The 16258-nt window shown below is 37.6% G+C and carries 13 protein-coding genes; 11 read left to right on the top strand and 2 right to left on the bottom strand.

Going from position 1 to position 16258, the window contains the following annotated elements; genetic code table 11:
• Positions 1–4: 4 nt before the first annotated feature.
• From recN to BM000_RS09175, 10 genes are all read left to right on the top strand, one after another.
• Complete coding sequence (gene recN / locus BM000_RS09220; RefSeq protein ID WP_091497199.1) at positions 5–1711, top strand: DNA repair protein RecN; 1707 nt, start codon at positions 5–7, stop codon at positions 1709–1711.
• Between the two features lie 186 nt (positions 1712–1897).
• Complete coding sequence (spoIVB, locus tag BM000_RS09215) at positions 1898–3178, top strand: SpoIVB peptidase (protein WP_091497197.1); 1281 nt, start codon at positions 1898–1900, stop codon at positions 3176–3178.
• A 333-nt stretch (positions 3179–3511) separates the two neighbouring features.
• Complete coding sequence (gene spo0A, locus BM000_RS09210; protein ID WP_091497194.1) at positions 3512–4291, top strand: sporulation transcription factor Spo0A; 780 nt, start codon at positions 3512–3514, stop codon at positions 4289–4291.
• A gap of 53 nt (positions 4292–4344) precedes the next feature.
• A complete protein-coding gene (safA, locus tag BM000_RS09205) occupies positions 4345–4938 on the top strand; it encodes a SafA/ExsA family spore coat assembly protein (protein ID WP_091497192.1) in 594 nt (197 codons plus the stop codon).
• 107 nt (positions 4939–5045) lie between these two features.
• Positions 5046–6392, top strand: a complete 1347-nt coding sequence (locus BM000_RS09200) for an aspartate kinase (protein WP_091497190.1) — start codon at positions 5046–5048, stop codon at positions 6390–6392.
• A 778-nt stretch (positions 6393–7170) separates the two neighbouring features.
• A complete protein-coding gene (gene lpdA / locus BM000_RS09195; RefSeq protein WP_091497188.1) occupies positions 7171–8589 on the top strand; it encodes a dihydrolipoyl dehydrogenase in 1419 nt (472 codons plus the stop codon).
• Positions 8590–8608: 19 nt separating this feature from the next.
• Positions 8609–9592, top strand: coding sequence for a thiamine pyrophosphate-dependent dehydrogenase E1 component subunit alpha (locus BM000_RS09190; RefSeq protein ID WP_091497185.1), 984 nt, complete (start codon positions 8609–8611; stop codon positions 9590–9592).
• A gap of 13 nt (positions 9593–9605) precedes the next feature.
• The gene (locus tag BM000_RS09185; RefSeq protein ID WP_091497182.1) at positions 9606–10592 is read left to right on the top strand and encodes an alpha-ketoacid dehydrogenase subunit beta; all 987 of its coding nucleotides are present in this window, start codon (positions 9606–9608) and stop codon (positions 10590–10592) included.
• Between the two features lie 23 nt (positions 10593–10615).
• Positions 10616–11872 carry a dihydrolipoamide acetyltransferase family protein gene (locus BM000_RS09180; RefSeq protein WP_091497180.1) on the top strand — a complete coding sequence of 419 codons (1257 nt, stop codon included), beginning with the start codon at positions 10616–10618 and terminating at the stop codon, positions 11870–11872.
• 309 nt (positions 11873–12181) lie between these two features.
• Complete coding sequence (locus BM000_RS09175; protein ID WP_091497177.1) at positions 12182–14221, top strand: methyl-accepting chemotaxis protein; 2040 nt, start codon at positions 12182–12184, stop codon at positions 14219–14221.
• Here the strand turns inward: BM000_RS09175 and BM000_RS09170 are convergent, their stop codons facing one another.
• On the bottom strand, positions 14222–14557 hold the full coding sequence (locus tag BM000_RS09170; protein WP_091497174.1) for a DUF5634 family protein: 336 nt from the start codon (positions 14555–14557) through the stop codon (positions 14222–14224). It abuts the gene before it with no gap.
• A gap of 90 nt (positions 14558–14647) precedes the next feature.
• On the opposite strand from BM000_RS09170, the gene BM000_RS09165 reads away from it, so the two are divergent.
• A complete protein-coding gene (locus BM000_RS09165) occupies positions 14648–15604 on the top strand; it encodes an aromatic acid exporter family protein (protein ID WP_091497171.1) in 957 nt (318 codons plus the stop codon).
• A gap of 358 nt (positions 15605–15962) precedes the next feature.
• Here BM000_RS09165 and BM000_RS09160 read toward each other — a convergent pair.
• A partial coding sequence (locus BM000_RS09160) for an IS3 family transposase (protein WP_143063920.1) occupies positions 15963–16258 on the bottom strand: 296 nt, incomplete at its 5' end.

The raw sequence follows: 16258 nt of genomic DNA, 5'->3' as shown, positions 1-16258 counted from the left end.
TTTTATGCTAACAGAACTTTCTATTAAGGATTTCGCAATTATTGATCATTTAACTATTAATTTCAATAGTGGACTAACGGTTCTTACTGGGGAAACCGGAGCAGGGAAATCAATAATTATTGATGCCATCCAGTTGTTGAGTGGTGGACGTGGCTCTGTTGAGTATATTCGTCATGGCTCAAAAAAAGCAACACTTGAGGGTTTATTTAATGTTGACGATCCTAAGCATGAAGTTTTTCAAATTGCTGAAACTTACGGTGTTGAAACAGATAATGATGGTATGTTTGTACTGCATCGCACGATAAGCGCTTCGGGAAAAAGTATTTGTCGGGTAAATGGCTCACTTATTACCTTAGCTATACTACGTGAATTCGGCCGCCTATTAATTGATATTCACACTCAGCATGAAACGCAGTCCTTAATGGATGCTGACCGCCACATTCAGCTGCTCGATCTATATAGTCGTGACGAAATTGAAGAAGTCCAAAAAGAATATCAATCCATATATAAAAAGCTGCTAGCAGTGAAAGGCCGACTAAAACATTTTGAAAAAAATGAACAAGAGATAATTCAGCGCTTAGATTTATTGACATTTCAATTAAAAGAATTGAAGGATGCCGAATTAACGCCTAATGAAGATGAACAGTTAGAAAAAGAGCGTGACCGTTTAGCTAATTATGATCGGATTTTTCAAAATGTTCAAGAGGCGTATAGTGCATTGCACGGAGAACGTCATGGATTAGACTGGTTGTCACTAGCTTTGTCGGCATTGGAAACAGCAAGTACATATGAACAGAATTTAAAAGAAGAGGCAGAGCAATTTTCAAATCATTTTTATTTAGTAGAAGACATAGCCATGCGATTAAGACAATATTTAGACCAACTCGAGTTTGATCCAAATCGTCTCAATCTTATCGAATCTCGTTTAAATGAACTAAATCGTTTAATGAGAAAGTATGGTTCATCAGTAAATGAGATGCTTGAATATGCGGCAAAAGTTGAGGATGAAATTGACCAGCTAAAAGATCGCGATCAGTCGATGCAGCAGCTTCAGAATCATCTTCAAGCATATACAGAGGATGCCATTGCTGAAGCAAACCATTTACATGATATTAGAATAAATAATGCAGCAAGGCTTAAAGTAAGTATGCATAAGGAGTTAAAGGATTTATACTTAGAAAAAGCTCAATTTCAAGTTGATATTTCGAAAAGAATAACCGGTAACGTTTCTGCTAAAAACCTTGGACTGAATGGATTTGATTATGTACAATTTATGCTTTCAACTAACCCAGGTGAACCTTTAAAGCCGTTAAATAAAGTTGCTTCTGGTGGGGAACTTTCAAGAATCATGCTGGCATTAAAAAAAATATTTGCTAAACATCAAGGTGTTACAAGCGTTATTTTTGACGAAGTAGATACTGGCGTCAGTGGAAGAGTAGCACAGGCTATTGCAGAAAAAATTGTAAATATTGCTGCTAAATCACAAGTTTTATGCATTACCCACTTACCACAGGTTGCTGCAATGGCGGATACACATATTTTAATCGAAAAAAAAATGCTTCAAAATTCAACGCATACTATAGTTTCTCAGCTTGAAAAAAAACAGCAGGTTGAGGAGATTGCGCGAATGATTACTGGGACTGAGCTAACCAAAGCTTCCCTTATGCATGCCAATGAATTAATTGAACATGCTGACACAATAAAAAAATAATAATTATATGTAGGTGTATTCTATTGTCAAGACACTTTAATGTTTCCTTAATCTGTTAAGGGAAACAGAGTATTGACAGGAAAACATCTCTTTTTTTTGAGAACTTTACAGGGTTTAAAAAGCATGCTTCAAGGTCAAATTAGAGGTACAGATAAATAAAAAAGACCAAGAAGAGGAGCATGACTTGTGAAAAACCCCCCTGTTAAATATATATGTGGCTTAATTATTCTTCTTGCAATGGCTTGTATACCGTTTGTACCTATGGTAAAAGAATATTTGGCTATTCCAAATGAAATACAGTTATATAAGAATCAAGTTGAATCCGTTTATACTTCTCATTTTAATCATGGTGAGATTGAAGCTAATTCAACTCAAAGCATTATCAAAATTGAAAATGATCAAATTTGGCCAATTAATATTGGTGAAACGTCTTTGTACTATACTTACAATGGTTTTCCAATAAAGAAGGTCAATGTGAATGTAAATGACGTTTATGAAGTAATTCCAGGCGGACAATCGATTGGCGTAAATTTAGACACGTTGGGAGTTCTTGTCGTTGGTTATCATCAAGTTGGATCTAAAGAACAACTGCGTTCGCCTGGCCAAGAAGCAGGTGTTGAAATTGGTGATACCATCTTGACGTTAGGCGGTAAAGATATTAATGCAATACAGGATATCGCTCCGATTGTTAAAGTAGCTGGTGAAAGTAACAAACCTTTATCTGTTACTTATAAACGAGGAACTCGTGTTTTTGATGAAGAAATACTTCCTGAATATGATGATAAAACAGAAGGTTATCGTATGGGGTTATATATAAGAGACTCTGCAGCAGGTATTGGTACCATGACCTTTTATGATCCTAAAACTGAAAAATATGGTGCATTAGGTCATGTCATTTCTGATATGGATACAAGAGAACCAATTGAAATTGAATCAGGAACAATAGTAAAATCAACTATTACTTCTATTGAAAAAGGGAATAGTGGAAAACCAGGTGAGAAAAAAGCAACATTTAATCGACAAGAAGGTGAAATTGGAACGATCACAAAAAATAGTGCCTACGGTGTTTTTGGTAAACTTCAATTTGATTTAATAAATGAATTATATAAGACGCCTATCGCAATTAGCAAGCCTGAAGAGGTAAAAGAGGGTCCAGCACAAATTCTAACTGTAATTAATAATGAACAAGTAGAGGCATTTGATGTTGAAATTATTAATTCAGTTAAGCAAAAAAACCCAGCCACTAAAGGGATGGTTGTCAAAGTAACGGATAAACGACTTCTTGAAGAAACCGGTGGCATTGTTCAAGGTATGAGTGGAAGTCCGATTATCCAAAATAATAAACTAATTGGTGCTGTTACCCATGTATTTGTCAATGATCCAACTTCTGGATATGGCATTCATATTGAGTGGATGCTTGATGAAGCTGAAATTAATCATACCAATACTATGGTAGAAGCAAGTTAAACGTTTCTAAACTCAGACATAACTTAATACTAAAACGATGTATCCGAACATTTTGACTAAACGCCAATTGCATTTAGACATAATGTTCGGATTTTTTAAAATACTTTTTTTATTTTATTTTTTACAAAGAAATTCCAAAAAGGCTTTATTAGCTACCATTTTATGTTATAGTAGAAGTAGATAATTTTCGACAAAAGCAAGTTATCTTTGTAAGGTTAAATCGAAATATAAGAACATTAATCGTAAAATAATTTTCTTATTTATTTTAACAGGAAATAGAAAAGTGCTGTCGAATTTACTTATGAGAATAAAGGTTATTAAGGAGGAATTAGTGTGAGTAAAATCAAAGTTTGTTTAGTTGATGACAATCAAGAGTTAATTCGAATGATGGAGGATTATTTTGACGAACAGAAAGACTTAGAAGTGGTTGGGACTGCTTATAATGGTAAAGATAGCTTAGAGCTATTTGAAATATGTAAGCCGGATGTCGTTATTCTAGACATTATTATGCCTCATGTTGATGGCTTAGCAGTGCTCTCTAGAATGAAACATTTAAATTTAGCAAAGCAACCTCATGTTATTATGTTAACGGCTTTCGGTCAAGAAGATGTTATGAAAAAAGCAGCTGATCTTGGTGCTTCCTATTTTATTTTAAAGCCCTTTGATTTAGACAATCTCGCAGATCAAGTAAGACAAGTATACGGTAAACCAGTGAAAGAACGAAAAACAGCAAAGCATGCAGATCATAAACAAAACAAGTTTGATCTTGAAGCCAGTATCACCAATATTATTCATGAAGTAGGCGTGCCTGCTCATATTAAAGGCTACATGTATTTGCGCGAAGCTATTACCATGATCTTTAATGACATTGAGTTACTTGGTTCAATTACAAAGGTACTGTATCCTGATATTGCTAAGAAATACAATACCACACCTTCACGAGTTGAACGAGCTATTCGTCATGCCATTGAAGTTGCCTGGAGCCGAGGTAATATTGATTCAATTTCTGATTTGTTTGGTTATACCGTCAGTAGTACTAAGGCAAAACCGACTAATTCAGAATTTATCGCCATGGTAGCTGATCACTTAAGACTTGAATATCGCGCAAGCTAGCGCATAAAACCTCCTTGTTCGTCCATAATAACGAATAAAAGGAGGTTTTTATTTTGCTCAAAATTTTGGCTTTATCTGCCCTGTTTACTATGCTTTTTCCAATCTTTCTTTTAGCTGAAAGTGAATATAACGTTAAGAAAGGGGACTCACTGTGGAAAATTGCGCAAAAATATGATTTAGGCGTTACGGAAGTTATTGAAGTGAATCCGCAAATTAATAACCCTAATTTAATTTATCCAAATGAAAAGGTTCAGATACCAACCAGTGATGCCATAAAACACACTGAGCATATCGTCATTCAACTAACTAATCAACTAAGAGCACGTCATGGTTTGTCAATTTTAAGGCCGAGTCAACGACTCTCTGTTGCTGCTAGGTTTAAAGCGGCGGATATGCTAGAAGCAAATTATTTCGACCATAAAAGTCCTACCGAAGAAACAATCTTTAATTTACTTTCTGAATATGACATTAGCTATCAACGTGCGGCAGAGAACATTGCTAGAGGCCAACAAACTCCCCATCAAGTTGTTCAAGCTTGGTTAGCTAATCCTGAACAAAAGGCTAATCTTTTTGCTGACTTCACGCATATAGGAGTTGGGTATATTGAGGATGGTAAATATTGGACTCAACTTTTCATTAAGCAATAATTAAATTTTTTACCTGTGTTTTCAACATTTAACGCCCTTTTTTATAACATTTCATGCTTATTTGTGATACTATCTAATAAATAGAAAATATATTGGAGTTGTATAGCATGAAAGTAGCCAAATTTGGGGGAAGCTCAGTCGCGAGTGCTGAGCAGTTAAAGAAAGTCGCTTGTATTATTCAAGACGACCCGGCAAGACGTGTAATCGTGGTATCAGCACCTGGAAAACGAAATAGTGAAGATGTAAAGGTAACGGATTTGCTAATTAATTTAGGTAACGCTTATCAAGTGGGAAAAGACTATCAATATGAACTTGAGCGGGTTTTACATCGTTATCAAATCATTATTGCTGGTTTACAATTATCCAGCGAGTTAGTTAATACGATTAGCCAAGATCTTGTGCAAGTGTTAGAAAAAGATTATGATATTGAAACAAAGTTAGAAGCTATTAAAGCAAGTGGAGAGGACTCTTTGGCAAAAATCCTTAGCACTTATTTAATTTCTTTAGGCATAGATGCACGTTATTTAAACCCACAAGATGCTGGTATTATTCTTAGTGACCAACCTGGTAGCGCTCAAATTTTACCTGAAAGTTTTGAGAAGATTTATAAACTGCGAAAAAGCAACCAAATTTTTGTTATTCCAGGTTTCTTTGGTTACACACCAGAAGGTAAACTTGTTACTTTTTCACGAGGTGGCTCAGATATAACGGGCTCAATTGTTGCAGCTGGTTTAAAAGCGGAATTATATGAAAATTTTACTGATGTTGATTCAGTCTATTGTGTCAATCCGCAAATTGTTGATCAACCGAAAGAAATTACCTCATTAACGTATAAAGAGATGCGAGAATTAGCCTATGGAGGATTTTCGGTATTTCATGCTGAAGCGTTAATTCCAGCGTTTAAGGCCAAAATCCCGGTTTGTATCAAGAATACTAATAATCCAAACGCGCTTGGGACAATTATTGTATCAGAAAAAGAGGTGAGGGGTAATCCGGTTGTTGGTATTGCCAGTGATAAAGGGTTCATGAGTTTATACGTCAGTAAATATTTAATGAATAGAGAAGTTGGTTTCGGAAGACGTCTGCTAAACATATTGGAGGATGAAGGTATTTCTTATGAGCATACACCTTCAGGAATTGATGATTTATCGGTTGTGTTAAGAGAGAAGCAAATGACGCCTGAAAAAGAAAGCTTTGTTATTGAACGGATTAACAATGAATTGCACCCAGACTTGGTTTACATAGAACGAGGTCTAGCATTAATTATGATTGTTGGTGAGGAAATGCATAGCCATATTGGAACGGCAGCCAAAGCAACACAGGCATTTGCTGATGCTAAAGTAAATATAGAAATGATCAACCAGGGCTCCTCAGAAGTATCAGTTATGTTCGGGATTAAAGAGGAAGGTGTCGAGCGTGCTGTCCGCTCACTTTATAACGCTTTTTTCAGATAACAGCTAACAGCCTAACATAGTAAGGTTCAGCTAAACTGGCTGAAGCGCGGACGAATGATTAAGTCTAGGTTAGGTATTGACATGACCAGTAGCTATTCTAATAAATAATTCATTTCTAAATTAAGCTATCGTTATTAACCCTTAGTGGAGCTATGTACCACTTTCCGTGGAAGTGGCTTGAGCTCACTTTGCACGTTTACACTGATTCATTCATTACGAATACCTAGCTAAGTGGAGATGAGCAATGAGGGAGACTGCTGCGGGATCATACGGTGAGGGATGTTAGTCTAAACCCGTCACGTCCTGGGACTGCGATTACTCGTCCCACCAAAACACTTGTGACAACGTCTAACTGCCATACATCCTATAGGCCTTAAGCCAGCCCCGCGGAAAGCGAATCCATTGCCTTTAGGAACGACATAGCGCGACAAACGGATAAGAGAGTCACCATGGGTAGTGAATGCCGACTCTTCCAAACATGATTAAGGCTTCATGACTATTTTCAGTGGGCAAATGTTGAGTAACAACTAAATAATTTATTTAAACCGATAAGAACAATAAAATGTTCTTATCGGTTTTTTAAGTGCTTTACATAAAAATTATTACCTATTACTAATATCTTGTATAAAGATTCTTGCCAAAAAAAAGTTTTAGCGATAAGATGGTAAGTGGAAGTAAGATTTGTTTAGAATTAAAACAAATGATACACTATTAATAAAGATTTATGTGAAAATTTAATTCTATTATAATAATTATGAGTAGACAAAGGAGCTTTTTTATGGCAAAAAATTATGACCTAGTCATATTGGGTGGTGGTATGGGTGGTTATGTCGCCGCTATTCGTGCGAAGCAATTGGGATTATCTGTTGCACTTGTTGAGGAGCAATTAATTGGTGGCACCTGCTTGCATCGAGGGTGCATTCCAACCAAGGCATTATTAAAAAGTGCCTCCCTCTTCCATAGTATTAAACATAGTAAAGAGTACGGCGTGGAAGTAGACGAGCCTACTTTAAATATCAATATTGTGCAAAGTCGAAAGGATCAAATTGTTGAACAGCTCTATCGAGGTTTACAACAACTTATGAAAAAAAATAAAATAGACATATTTAATGGTTACGGGAGAATGCTTGGCCCTTCAATTTTCTCTCCTCTACCAGGAACAATCTCAGTACAATTTAAAGATGACAAAGAAAATGAAATGCTAATTGGAAAAAACATTTTGCTGGCAACAGGGTCAAAGCCTCGAAATCTTGAACAGCTGCCTTTTAACCAAGACAGTATTTTATCATCAGATGATGCTCTAAAACTAAATCCTTTGCCCAAATCAATTATTATTGTAGGTGGTGGTGTAATTGGAGTTGAATGGGCTTCTATGCTAATTGATTTTGGCGTGGAGGTTACTGTTGTGGAGGCAGCAAATCAATTGCTTCCACAGCTAGATCGTGATTTAGCAAAAGTGGTTGAACGTGAGCTTAGCAAAAGAGGTGTTACTATTATAAAAAATAGCAAGGTAATTGCTAGTGAGCATGTCGGAGAACAAGTCGAGCTAATTGTTGAGCAAAAACAAGATCAACAAAAACTATTAGCTGAGAAAGTACTTGTCTCAGTTGGACGGGAACCAAATAGTTCAAATATTGGTTTAGAAAACACTTCAATTCTTAGGGATGATCATGGTTTCATTAAAGTAAATAGTCATTATCAAACACAAGAAGCACACATTTATGCTGTTGGAGATGTAATTGGCGGTTTTCAATTGGCTCATGTTGCTGCTGCCGAGGGGAAAGCTGCAGTCGAGCATATTGCCGGTATCCGTTCATTCGCAAACCCACATCAGCCAATAAGCTGTGTCTATAGTCATCCTGAGGTTGCTTCGGTCGGTTTATCAGAACGAGAAGCAAAAGAAAGCGGGCAAGCTATTATTGTGAAAAAAGTGCCGTTTTCAGCAATTGGCAAAGCTCTTATTAACGGAAATGCCACCGGTTTTATTAAAATTATTTCAAACCAAGATAGTGAGGATCTTGTCGGTGTCCATATGGTAGGGGAGCATGTGACAGAATTAATATCTGAAGCAGGGTTAGCACTCGTGCTAGATGCGACTGCAGCTGAAATTGGTCATACTGTCCATCCGCATCCTTCATTAAGTGAGGCATTCCAAGAAACAGCACTGGCAATTAATGATTTGCAAATTCACGGATAATTGAAAGGAGAGTTTTTTTATGACAAAGCATAAGGAAATAGGTTTGTCAGATCAAGCTGTCGTAGACATGTATCGAATTGCTCTAACAGCTAGAAGGCTAGATGAACGGATGTGGTTATTAAACCGGGCAGGTAAGATTCCTTTTCTTGTCTCCTGTCAAGGTCAAGAAGTACAACAAGTCGCGGCTGCTTTCGCTTTAGAACGAGGCAAGGATTACACAGCGCCTTATTATCGTGATGTAGGCGTGGTCCTCGCCTTAGGGATGTCGGTACAGGATTTAATGCTCCAAGCTTATGCTAAGGCTGAGGACCCTAATTCTGGTGGGCGACAAATGCCTGGACACTTTGGTTCGAAAAAACTGAAAATGTTATCAGGCTCTTCACCTGTTACCACGCAAGTGCCTCATGCTGTCGGCATTGGCTTAGCTTGTAAAATGAGAGGTGAAGATGCCATCTCATTTGTTACCCTAGGCGAAGGCTCAACAAATCAGGGTGATTTCCACGAGGGCGCCAATTTTGCTGCTGTCCATAAGCTACCCGTTATCATAATGGTAGAAAATAATCAATATGCAATATCCATTTCTTTAAAACAGCAGGTTGCCTGTGAGAAGATTTCTGATCGAGCAGTCGGTTATGGCATGGTTGGTGAAACTGTCGATGGAAACGACCCTTTTGCGGTTTATCAAGCAATTAAGACTGCATCGCAACGCGCTCGGAATGGTGAAGGACCATCACTTGTAGAAGCAATTAGCTATCGATTAACGCCACATTCAAGTGATGATGATGATCTGACATATCGAACTGCAGAAGAGGTAAGAGAAGCTAAGGCCAAAGATGGTCTGTTGTCTTTTAAGAAGTATTTAAAGGAAAATAATTTACTTTCAGATAAGAAAGAAGAGGAATTGGAAGCTGCCATTAAAAAAGAAATTGACTTAGCAAATGAGTATGCTGAAGCAGCGCCTTCCCCAGACCCAGATACACTTTATCAAGGTGTTTATCAATAAGGAGGAGTATATCATGCCAGTACTATCTTATATCGAGGCAATAACAGCTGCGATGGATGAAGAGATGGAGCGCGATGATCGCGTGTTTATCCTAGGAGAAGATGTTGGTAAACGTGGTGGTGTCTTTCGAGCAACCGACGGTCTTTACAATAAATATGGTGCCGAACGTGTTATTGATACACCACTTGCCGAGTCAGCTATTGCTGGTGTTGGCATTGGGGCGGCTATGTATGGTTTGATCCCAATTGCAGAAATGCAATTTGCTGACTTTATTCTTCCAGCAGTTAATCAAATTATTTCTGAGGCTGCAAAGCTACGCTACCGATCCAATAATGATTGGAGCTGCCCAATTACCATTCGTGCCCCATATGGTGGTGGCATTCATGGTGCACTTTATCATTCTCAGTCCGTCGAAGCGATTTTTGCTAATCAACCGGGCTTGAAAATTGTAATGCCTTCTAGTCCTAGAGAGGCAAAAGGGTTATTAAAAGCCGCGATAAGAGATCCAGATCCAGTGTTGTTTTTTGAACATAAGCGTGCTTATCGGTTATTAAAAGAAGAAGTACCTATAGAAGAGGAAGTTATTGAAATTGGTAAAGCCAATCAAGTTAGAGCAGGTGATGATATTACGGTCATTACTTATGGTTTATGTGTTCACTTTGCCAAGGAAGCTGCTCAACAGCTCAACGATGAGCATGGCATTGAGGTTGAACTTCTTGATTTACGAACAGTTTATCCGTTAGATCAGCAGGCAATTGTACATGCAGCTAAAAAAACGGGTAAGGTTCTGCTAATTACTGAGGATAACAAAGAAGGCAGTATTATTAGCGAAGTGTCTGCTATTATTGGTGAACAATGTTTATTTGATTTAGATGCACCAATTAAGCGTTTGGCAGGTCCAGATGTTCCTGCTATGCCGTATGCCTCTTCATTAGAAAAAGCTTTTATTGTTAATCAAGATAAAATTAAGCAGGCTATGCTAGAGCTTGCTCAATTTTAAATACGAGATGTGGAGGGTAAAGAATGAGTGAAATAACAATAACAATGCCTCAGCTCGGAGAAAGTGTTACAGAAGGTACAGTAAGCCAGTGGCTTGTTCAAGCTGGTGATTTAATTGAAAAATATCAACCATTGGTTGAGGTCATGACAGATAAGGTTAACGCTGAAGTTCCTGCTACTTTTTCAGGGGAAATTACGGCTCTATTGGTAGAGGAAGGCGAAACAATTGCAGTTGGTACGCCCATTTGTCAATTAAAAGTTGAAGGGACAGATGACTTGTCTGAGAGCACCCAAACTCCCAGTGAAAATAACGAGAAAGCAATTGATGAAGCAGCTGCAACCGAATCAATGAAGCAACGCTATTCTCCTGCAGTATTAACGTTGGCTGCCGAGCATCACATTAATTTGGCTGACGTTACGGGGACTGGAATGGGCGGACGGATCACGCGTAAAGACATTAAGCAACTGCTTGCTAATCAAGATTCAACCACTGCATCTGCAGCGTCACAGCAGTTAAGTGAGACTAGTACTCGTAAACCACACGAAAAAAAACTTAAGCCCATTCAAGTTGATCAACTACCTGGGGATCTAGAAATTCCGGTAACGGGGATCAGAAAGGCGATTGCCTCAAATATGGTCCGGGCAACATCTGAAATCCCACATGCTTGGATGATGATTGAGGTAGATGTGACAAATTTAGTTAGCTATCGCAATGCTGAAAAGAAAAGATTTAAGGAATTAGAAGGCTACAACCTATCTTATTTTTCCTTCTTTTTAAATGCAGTTGCTAAGGCTCTTAAAAAATTTCCTGAGCTAAATAGCTCTTGGGCTGGTGATAAAATCATTCAACACAAAGAAATTAATCTTTCCATTGCGGTGGGAAGTGAAACAGAGCTTTATGTGCCAGTTATTCGAAATGTGGATGAGAAAAGTATTAAAGGTATTGCAAAAGATGTTCATCACCTTGCTAAAAAAGCAAGAACAGGAAGTTTAACGCAAGCTGATATGCAGGGTGGCACCTTTACAGTAAATAACACAGGTACTTTTGGTTCTGTTCAATCAATGGGCGTCATTAATTACCCACAAGCAGCAATTCTTCAAGTAGAATCAATTGTTAAGCGCCCCGTAATCATTAATGATATGTTTGCGGCCAGAGATATGGTTAATTTATGTTTATCATTAGATCACCGAATTTTAGACGGTGTTATATGTGGGAAATTCATGTCCCATGTTAGAGATATTCTAGAGAACATTTCTGGTGATACAACACCAATTTATTAATGGGAATTGAGGCTATGAGTGAATATTCATTCATAGCCTTTTTTTGCGAAGTATTATAAGTACATGATTTGAATTAATTGCTAACACATTTTGCGGTCATTATTCGTAGAAGAATAATATCTTATTAAATCTTTAGCGAACTTAACCTTTGTTAATTGACCTGAATATCTAAATGAACAAATTGTGAACACTAGGAAAACATGTGGAGCTGGATTGATTATTTAGCTAATTTGTCAAATATTATAACCCGATAATATAGTATAATCATCTTGTGAAAGATAAAACAAGAGAGTATTAGGGGTGTAGTATTTGAAAAAACAGACAAAAAAACAGATGGGGATCAGAGGAAGACTAATGCTGTCATTCAGTATGATTTCTATCCTAACTATTCTTTTAATTGGTGTCATTGTATACACAATTTCTAGAGCAGCATTGGAGCAAGAGGTTGGCAATAAAGTAGAGGAAAATGCACGATTACATATGGAAAAGCTTGATCGGTTTATGTATGAACGAACAAAAGAACTGAAGCAGTTGGCTTCACTTGATCAAATAAAGATACCATTGCTAACAGGTGAATCGATTAAGCAGTCTTTTTTAGATGAGCAACTTGATTTGCTAACCTATTATGATGCACTAACGATCATTGATCATGAATATAACGTTCAAGGTGGAACGAAAAGCACAACAGCTACCGATTTTAATACACTTAAATATTATCTAGATGATATTCAAATAAGTGGACAAGGCTATTCTGAAATCCTTTTTGATCAACAATTGAATGACTATGTCATGATGTTCTATGTTCCGATCTTTGAAGCAAATGAACTAATCGCAACCCTAGAGGCTGCCTTTAACATGGCATACATCTGGGATGATATTAATGCGATTGTTGCTGAACAAACAGTAGTTGAGTTGGTCAATCAACAAGGAGATAAAATTGCTGATACGGTAAGTGCGGCAACTGGGCAAGGAGAAGAAGAATCAAATCCTGTTAAGAAGTTAGATACTGACTCAACACTATTTAATACGGTTGAAGAATTGCAACAGGGCGATTCTGGTGTTATTAATGGACAGTCAAGTCAGCAGCAGGAGGCTCTAATTGGCTACGCAGCAAGTGCTGGGTATCGTGATTTTCCTGGGAACGACTGGGTCCTGCTTGTTAGTGAAGCAAAAGATATAGCACTTGTCTCAATAAGTCAGTTGCGGTTATATCTCATGATCGTGGCTGTGGTCATTTTATTGGTGCTATTGCTTAGTGCGACTCTGGTTTCCCGCCATTTATCATTACCACTACTTAACCTAAAAACAGTTGCATTAAAGATTGCTGAAGGTAAGCTTAACGAACCGATTTCAATTAAAGGGGATATTGAAATTCAAGATCTCGCTTTTGCAATGGAGACGATGGTCACCAATCTTCGTGAGACTTTAAAGCAAACAGAAGCTGCGTCAGCAAGGGTACAAGTTCAAAGCGAATACCTCGGTAAATCAAGTCAAGAGCTTCAATCAGGAAGTGAACAAATTGCTTCAACAATGCAAGAAATTGCTGCCGGTGCTGAAAGCCAAGCATGCGCTTCAACGGAAATGGCCCATTCAAGTCAGCAACTTGCTGCTAATTTGCAGATTGTTCAGCAACGTTCAACGATACTTCATCAGACGGCTAATCAGGTTGAAGGGCTGGCTAGTGCTGGCTTAAAGCAGATGAATCAGACATTTAATCAAATTGGAAAAGTGAATAGTGATGTCAAGCAAGCGGTTCATCAGATTACGACTTTAAACGAAAAGACAATTGAAGTTGCGAAGTTAACCGATATTATAAACAGTATTACTGAGCAGACAAACCTACTTGCTTTAAATGCAGCAATAGAATCAGCAAGAGCTGGTGAGGCCGGCAGAGGATTTACAGTAGTAGCAAATGAAATTCGAAAGCTTGCCGAACAAGTTAGTCGTTCTGCTATTGATATTTCTAAAGTAATAAAAGCAATGCAAAAAGAGTCAACCGCTTTGGAAAGTGTGCTTTATTTAACAGCACAGCAGACCAACCAAGGTATGACTGATGTGAAGGATACAAAGATATTCTTTGATGATATAACTGCAGAAATCTCCGCAATGAATCAAAGCATAAGTGATGTGACGGCTTCAATAGGAAATATTAAGGAAAATGGTCATAAGCTAAATACTGGTATGAACCAAATTGCTACCACTGCTGAGGAAAGCTCTGCTGGTATTGAAGAGATTGCTGCCAGTACACAGCAGCAAAGGAATGTTATTGATAATTTAAATCAACAAGCTAGTGAACTTGCCCAGCTATCAAGTCATTTACAAAGCATGGTGCATAAGTTTAGTTTATAATTAACTAGGAAGTTTACGGCTACGCGTCTGCTGATCACCTTGATTGTTTAACGATAATAGTGCTTCAATTAAGCTGTCGTAGCCCCTTTTAAAGCTTTGCTTCTCTATAGTCCAAATTGGTGTAAATGGCAAAAGCCGCTGCTGGTCAATACGTAGGTATCTTAAGTAAACACGACTTGTTTGCTGATTAACGGTTACAGCATAGCCCAGGTGAATAATGTCGTGTTTAATTTGCTTCTCATAAATTTCTATTCTATCAAGACTGTAGTGTATTTTAATTTGCTCTGCATGCTTTGCTAAATGATTGTGGATATCAGCGTAAAATAATTGCTCCATAAATATAAACCTCCATTTAAAATGCTTTTTGTTTTAGCTTAGACAAAAAAGTAAAATTGCATACTTCTATTATGAAAGGAAATGATAAATTTGAAAATTGGCTATCGAACGCTGAAGACTGCTATTGCAGCACCAGTGGCTGTTTTAATTGCAGAACTGCTCCAACTTGATCATTATGGCTCAGCCGGCATTATTGCTGTTCTTTGTATTCAGCCAACCCGAAAACAATCCTTTCTAACAGCTTGGCATCGCATCGCTGCTGGGTTGCTATCGATTGTTTTTGCGTATTTTATTTTTGAGTATTTAGGTTATTCACCACTAACAATCGGACTATTGTTAGTTCTATTTATACCTGTTACCAACCTGTTTAAAATTGCACCAGGGATTGTAACGAGCCTTGTTATTCTATTTCATTTTTATGGTGATCGAATGGTCACATGGCCGCTAGTTGTGAATGAAGTGGCTATTATGTTAATTGGAATTGGCACGGCATTGCTACTAAATCTTTATATGCCAAGCTTGGATGCTAAACTAATGAAGCTTCAACGTGAGATTGAATCAAATTACCAATCCCTCTTTCGTCACTTCTCAAGCTATTTAAAAGGAGAATGTACCACAATTAATGAAGAATTACTGAAGCAATTGGAGCGGAATTTTGTCCTTGCTAGCGAACTTGTCCAGCGCGATATTGAAAATACGTTTAGTAGAAATGCCCAGCGCCAGCAACAATATTTCGCTATGCGTGAACTGCAATTAACCTCGTTGCGGAGGATGATTACAACGATTAAGCAGTTAAAGGCAACTGTTGATCAATCACTTAAAATTGCCTATTTATTTGATGATCTGGCTGATGCTATTTATCCCAAAAATCCTGTTGACTATTATTTAGAACAGGTTCAAGAACTAAGACGCTATTTTGAGCGCGATTCGTTACCCAAAACGAGGCAAGAATTTGAAATAAGGGCGAACTTATTTTATCTATTATTTGAAATTGAACAGTATTTAACAATAAAGCATAAAACCATAACCGAAGGAGATTCTGAATAATTAACTATCTAGCTAAACAACTAAAAAAGGTTCTTCATCAAATAGCGTTGGTTAAGCAGATGTTGTATGGCTCCAGCAAAAAAGAGCCGCTTTCACCCATTGGTACAAACGTGATATCCTTAGGCTCACAGGATGTGAGTCAGTTAGACATTGCGACACGATGTCACGTCCTTCGTCTAACATCCTCAAAGGGGTCTTCGGACACGTGCTATTCCCATAGGAGCCGGTTCTTTTTTGCTTCTGCCTAATCTTGAGAAATTAGCTTACCAATGCTATTTGAGATACAACTCTAAAAAACAACTCACCTAGATTTTGAACTGCCCCCTGTCAAGTAGACAGTGGAAATAATAAAAAAGATTTATGCGGCCATCGCTCTATATTCCATAGGGCTAAGGCCGTTTAATCTTTTTTGGTATCTTTCATGATTATAAAAATGGATGTACGCATCTATCGCGGTAGTAAGTTCCTCAAATGTCTTATATTTATGTAAATAATACTTCTCACATTTCAGTGTCCCAAAAAAGGACTCCATGGGTCCATTATCAATACAACGACCCACTCGTGACATGCTTTGTGTCATCTTTGCCGCATCTAGCTTACGTTTGAAGCCTTTAGAGGTATATTGGAATCCACGGTCACTATGGATAAGAGGGT

The sequence above is a fragment of the Amphibacillus marinus genome (assembly GCF_900110345.1).
Taxonomy (GTDB): domain Bacteria; phylum Bacillota; class Bacilli; order Bacillales; family Amphibacillaceae; genus Amphibacillus_D; species Amphibacillus_D marinus.
This window is presented reverse-complemented; position numbering and strand designations above follow the sequence as displayed.

Bases quoted from the DNA above. Each gene is read 5' to 3' on its own strand.
- lpdA (WP_091497188.1), top strand. From the start codon at position 7,171: ATGGCAAAAAATTATGACCTAGTCATATTGGGTGGTGGTATGGGTGGT.
- BM000_RS09200 (WP_091497190.1), top strand. From the start codon at position 5,046: ATGAAAGTAGCCAAATTTGGGGGAAGCTCAGTCGCGAGTGCTGAGCAG.
- BM000_RS09180 (WP_091497180.1), top strand. From the start codon at position 10,616: ATGAGTGAAATAACAATAACAATGCCTCAGCTCGGAGAAAGTGTTACA.
- BM000_RS09190 (WP_091497185.1), top strand. From the start codon at position 8,609: ATGACAAAGCATAAGGAAATAGGTTTGTCAGATCAAGCTGTCGTAGAC.
- BM000_RS09170 (WP_091497174.1), bottom strand. From the start codon at position 14,557: ATGGAGCAATTATTTTACGCTGATATCCACAATCATTTAGCAAAGCAT.
- BM000_RS09185 (WP_091497182.1), top strand. From the start codon at position 9,606: ATGCCAGTACTATCTTATATCGAGGCAATAACAGCTGCGATGGATGAA.
- recN (WP_091497199.1), top strand. From the start codon at position 5: ATGCTAACAGAACTTTCTATTAAGGATTTCGCAATTATTGATCATTTA.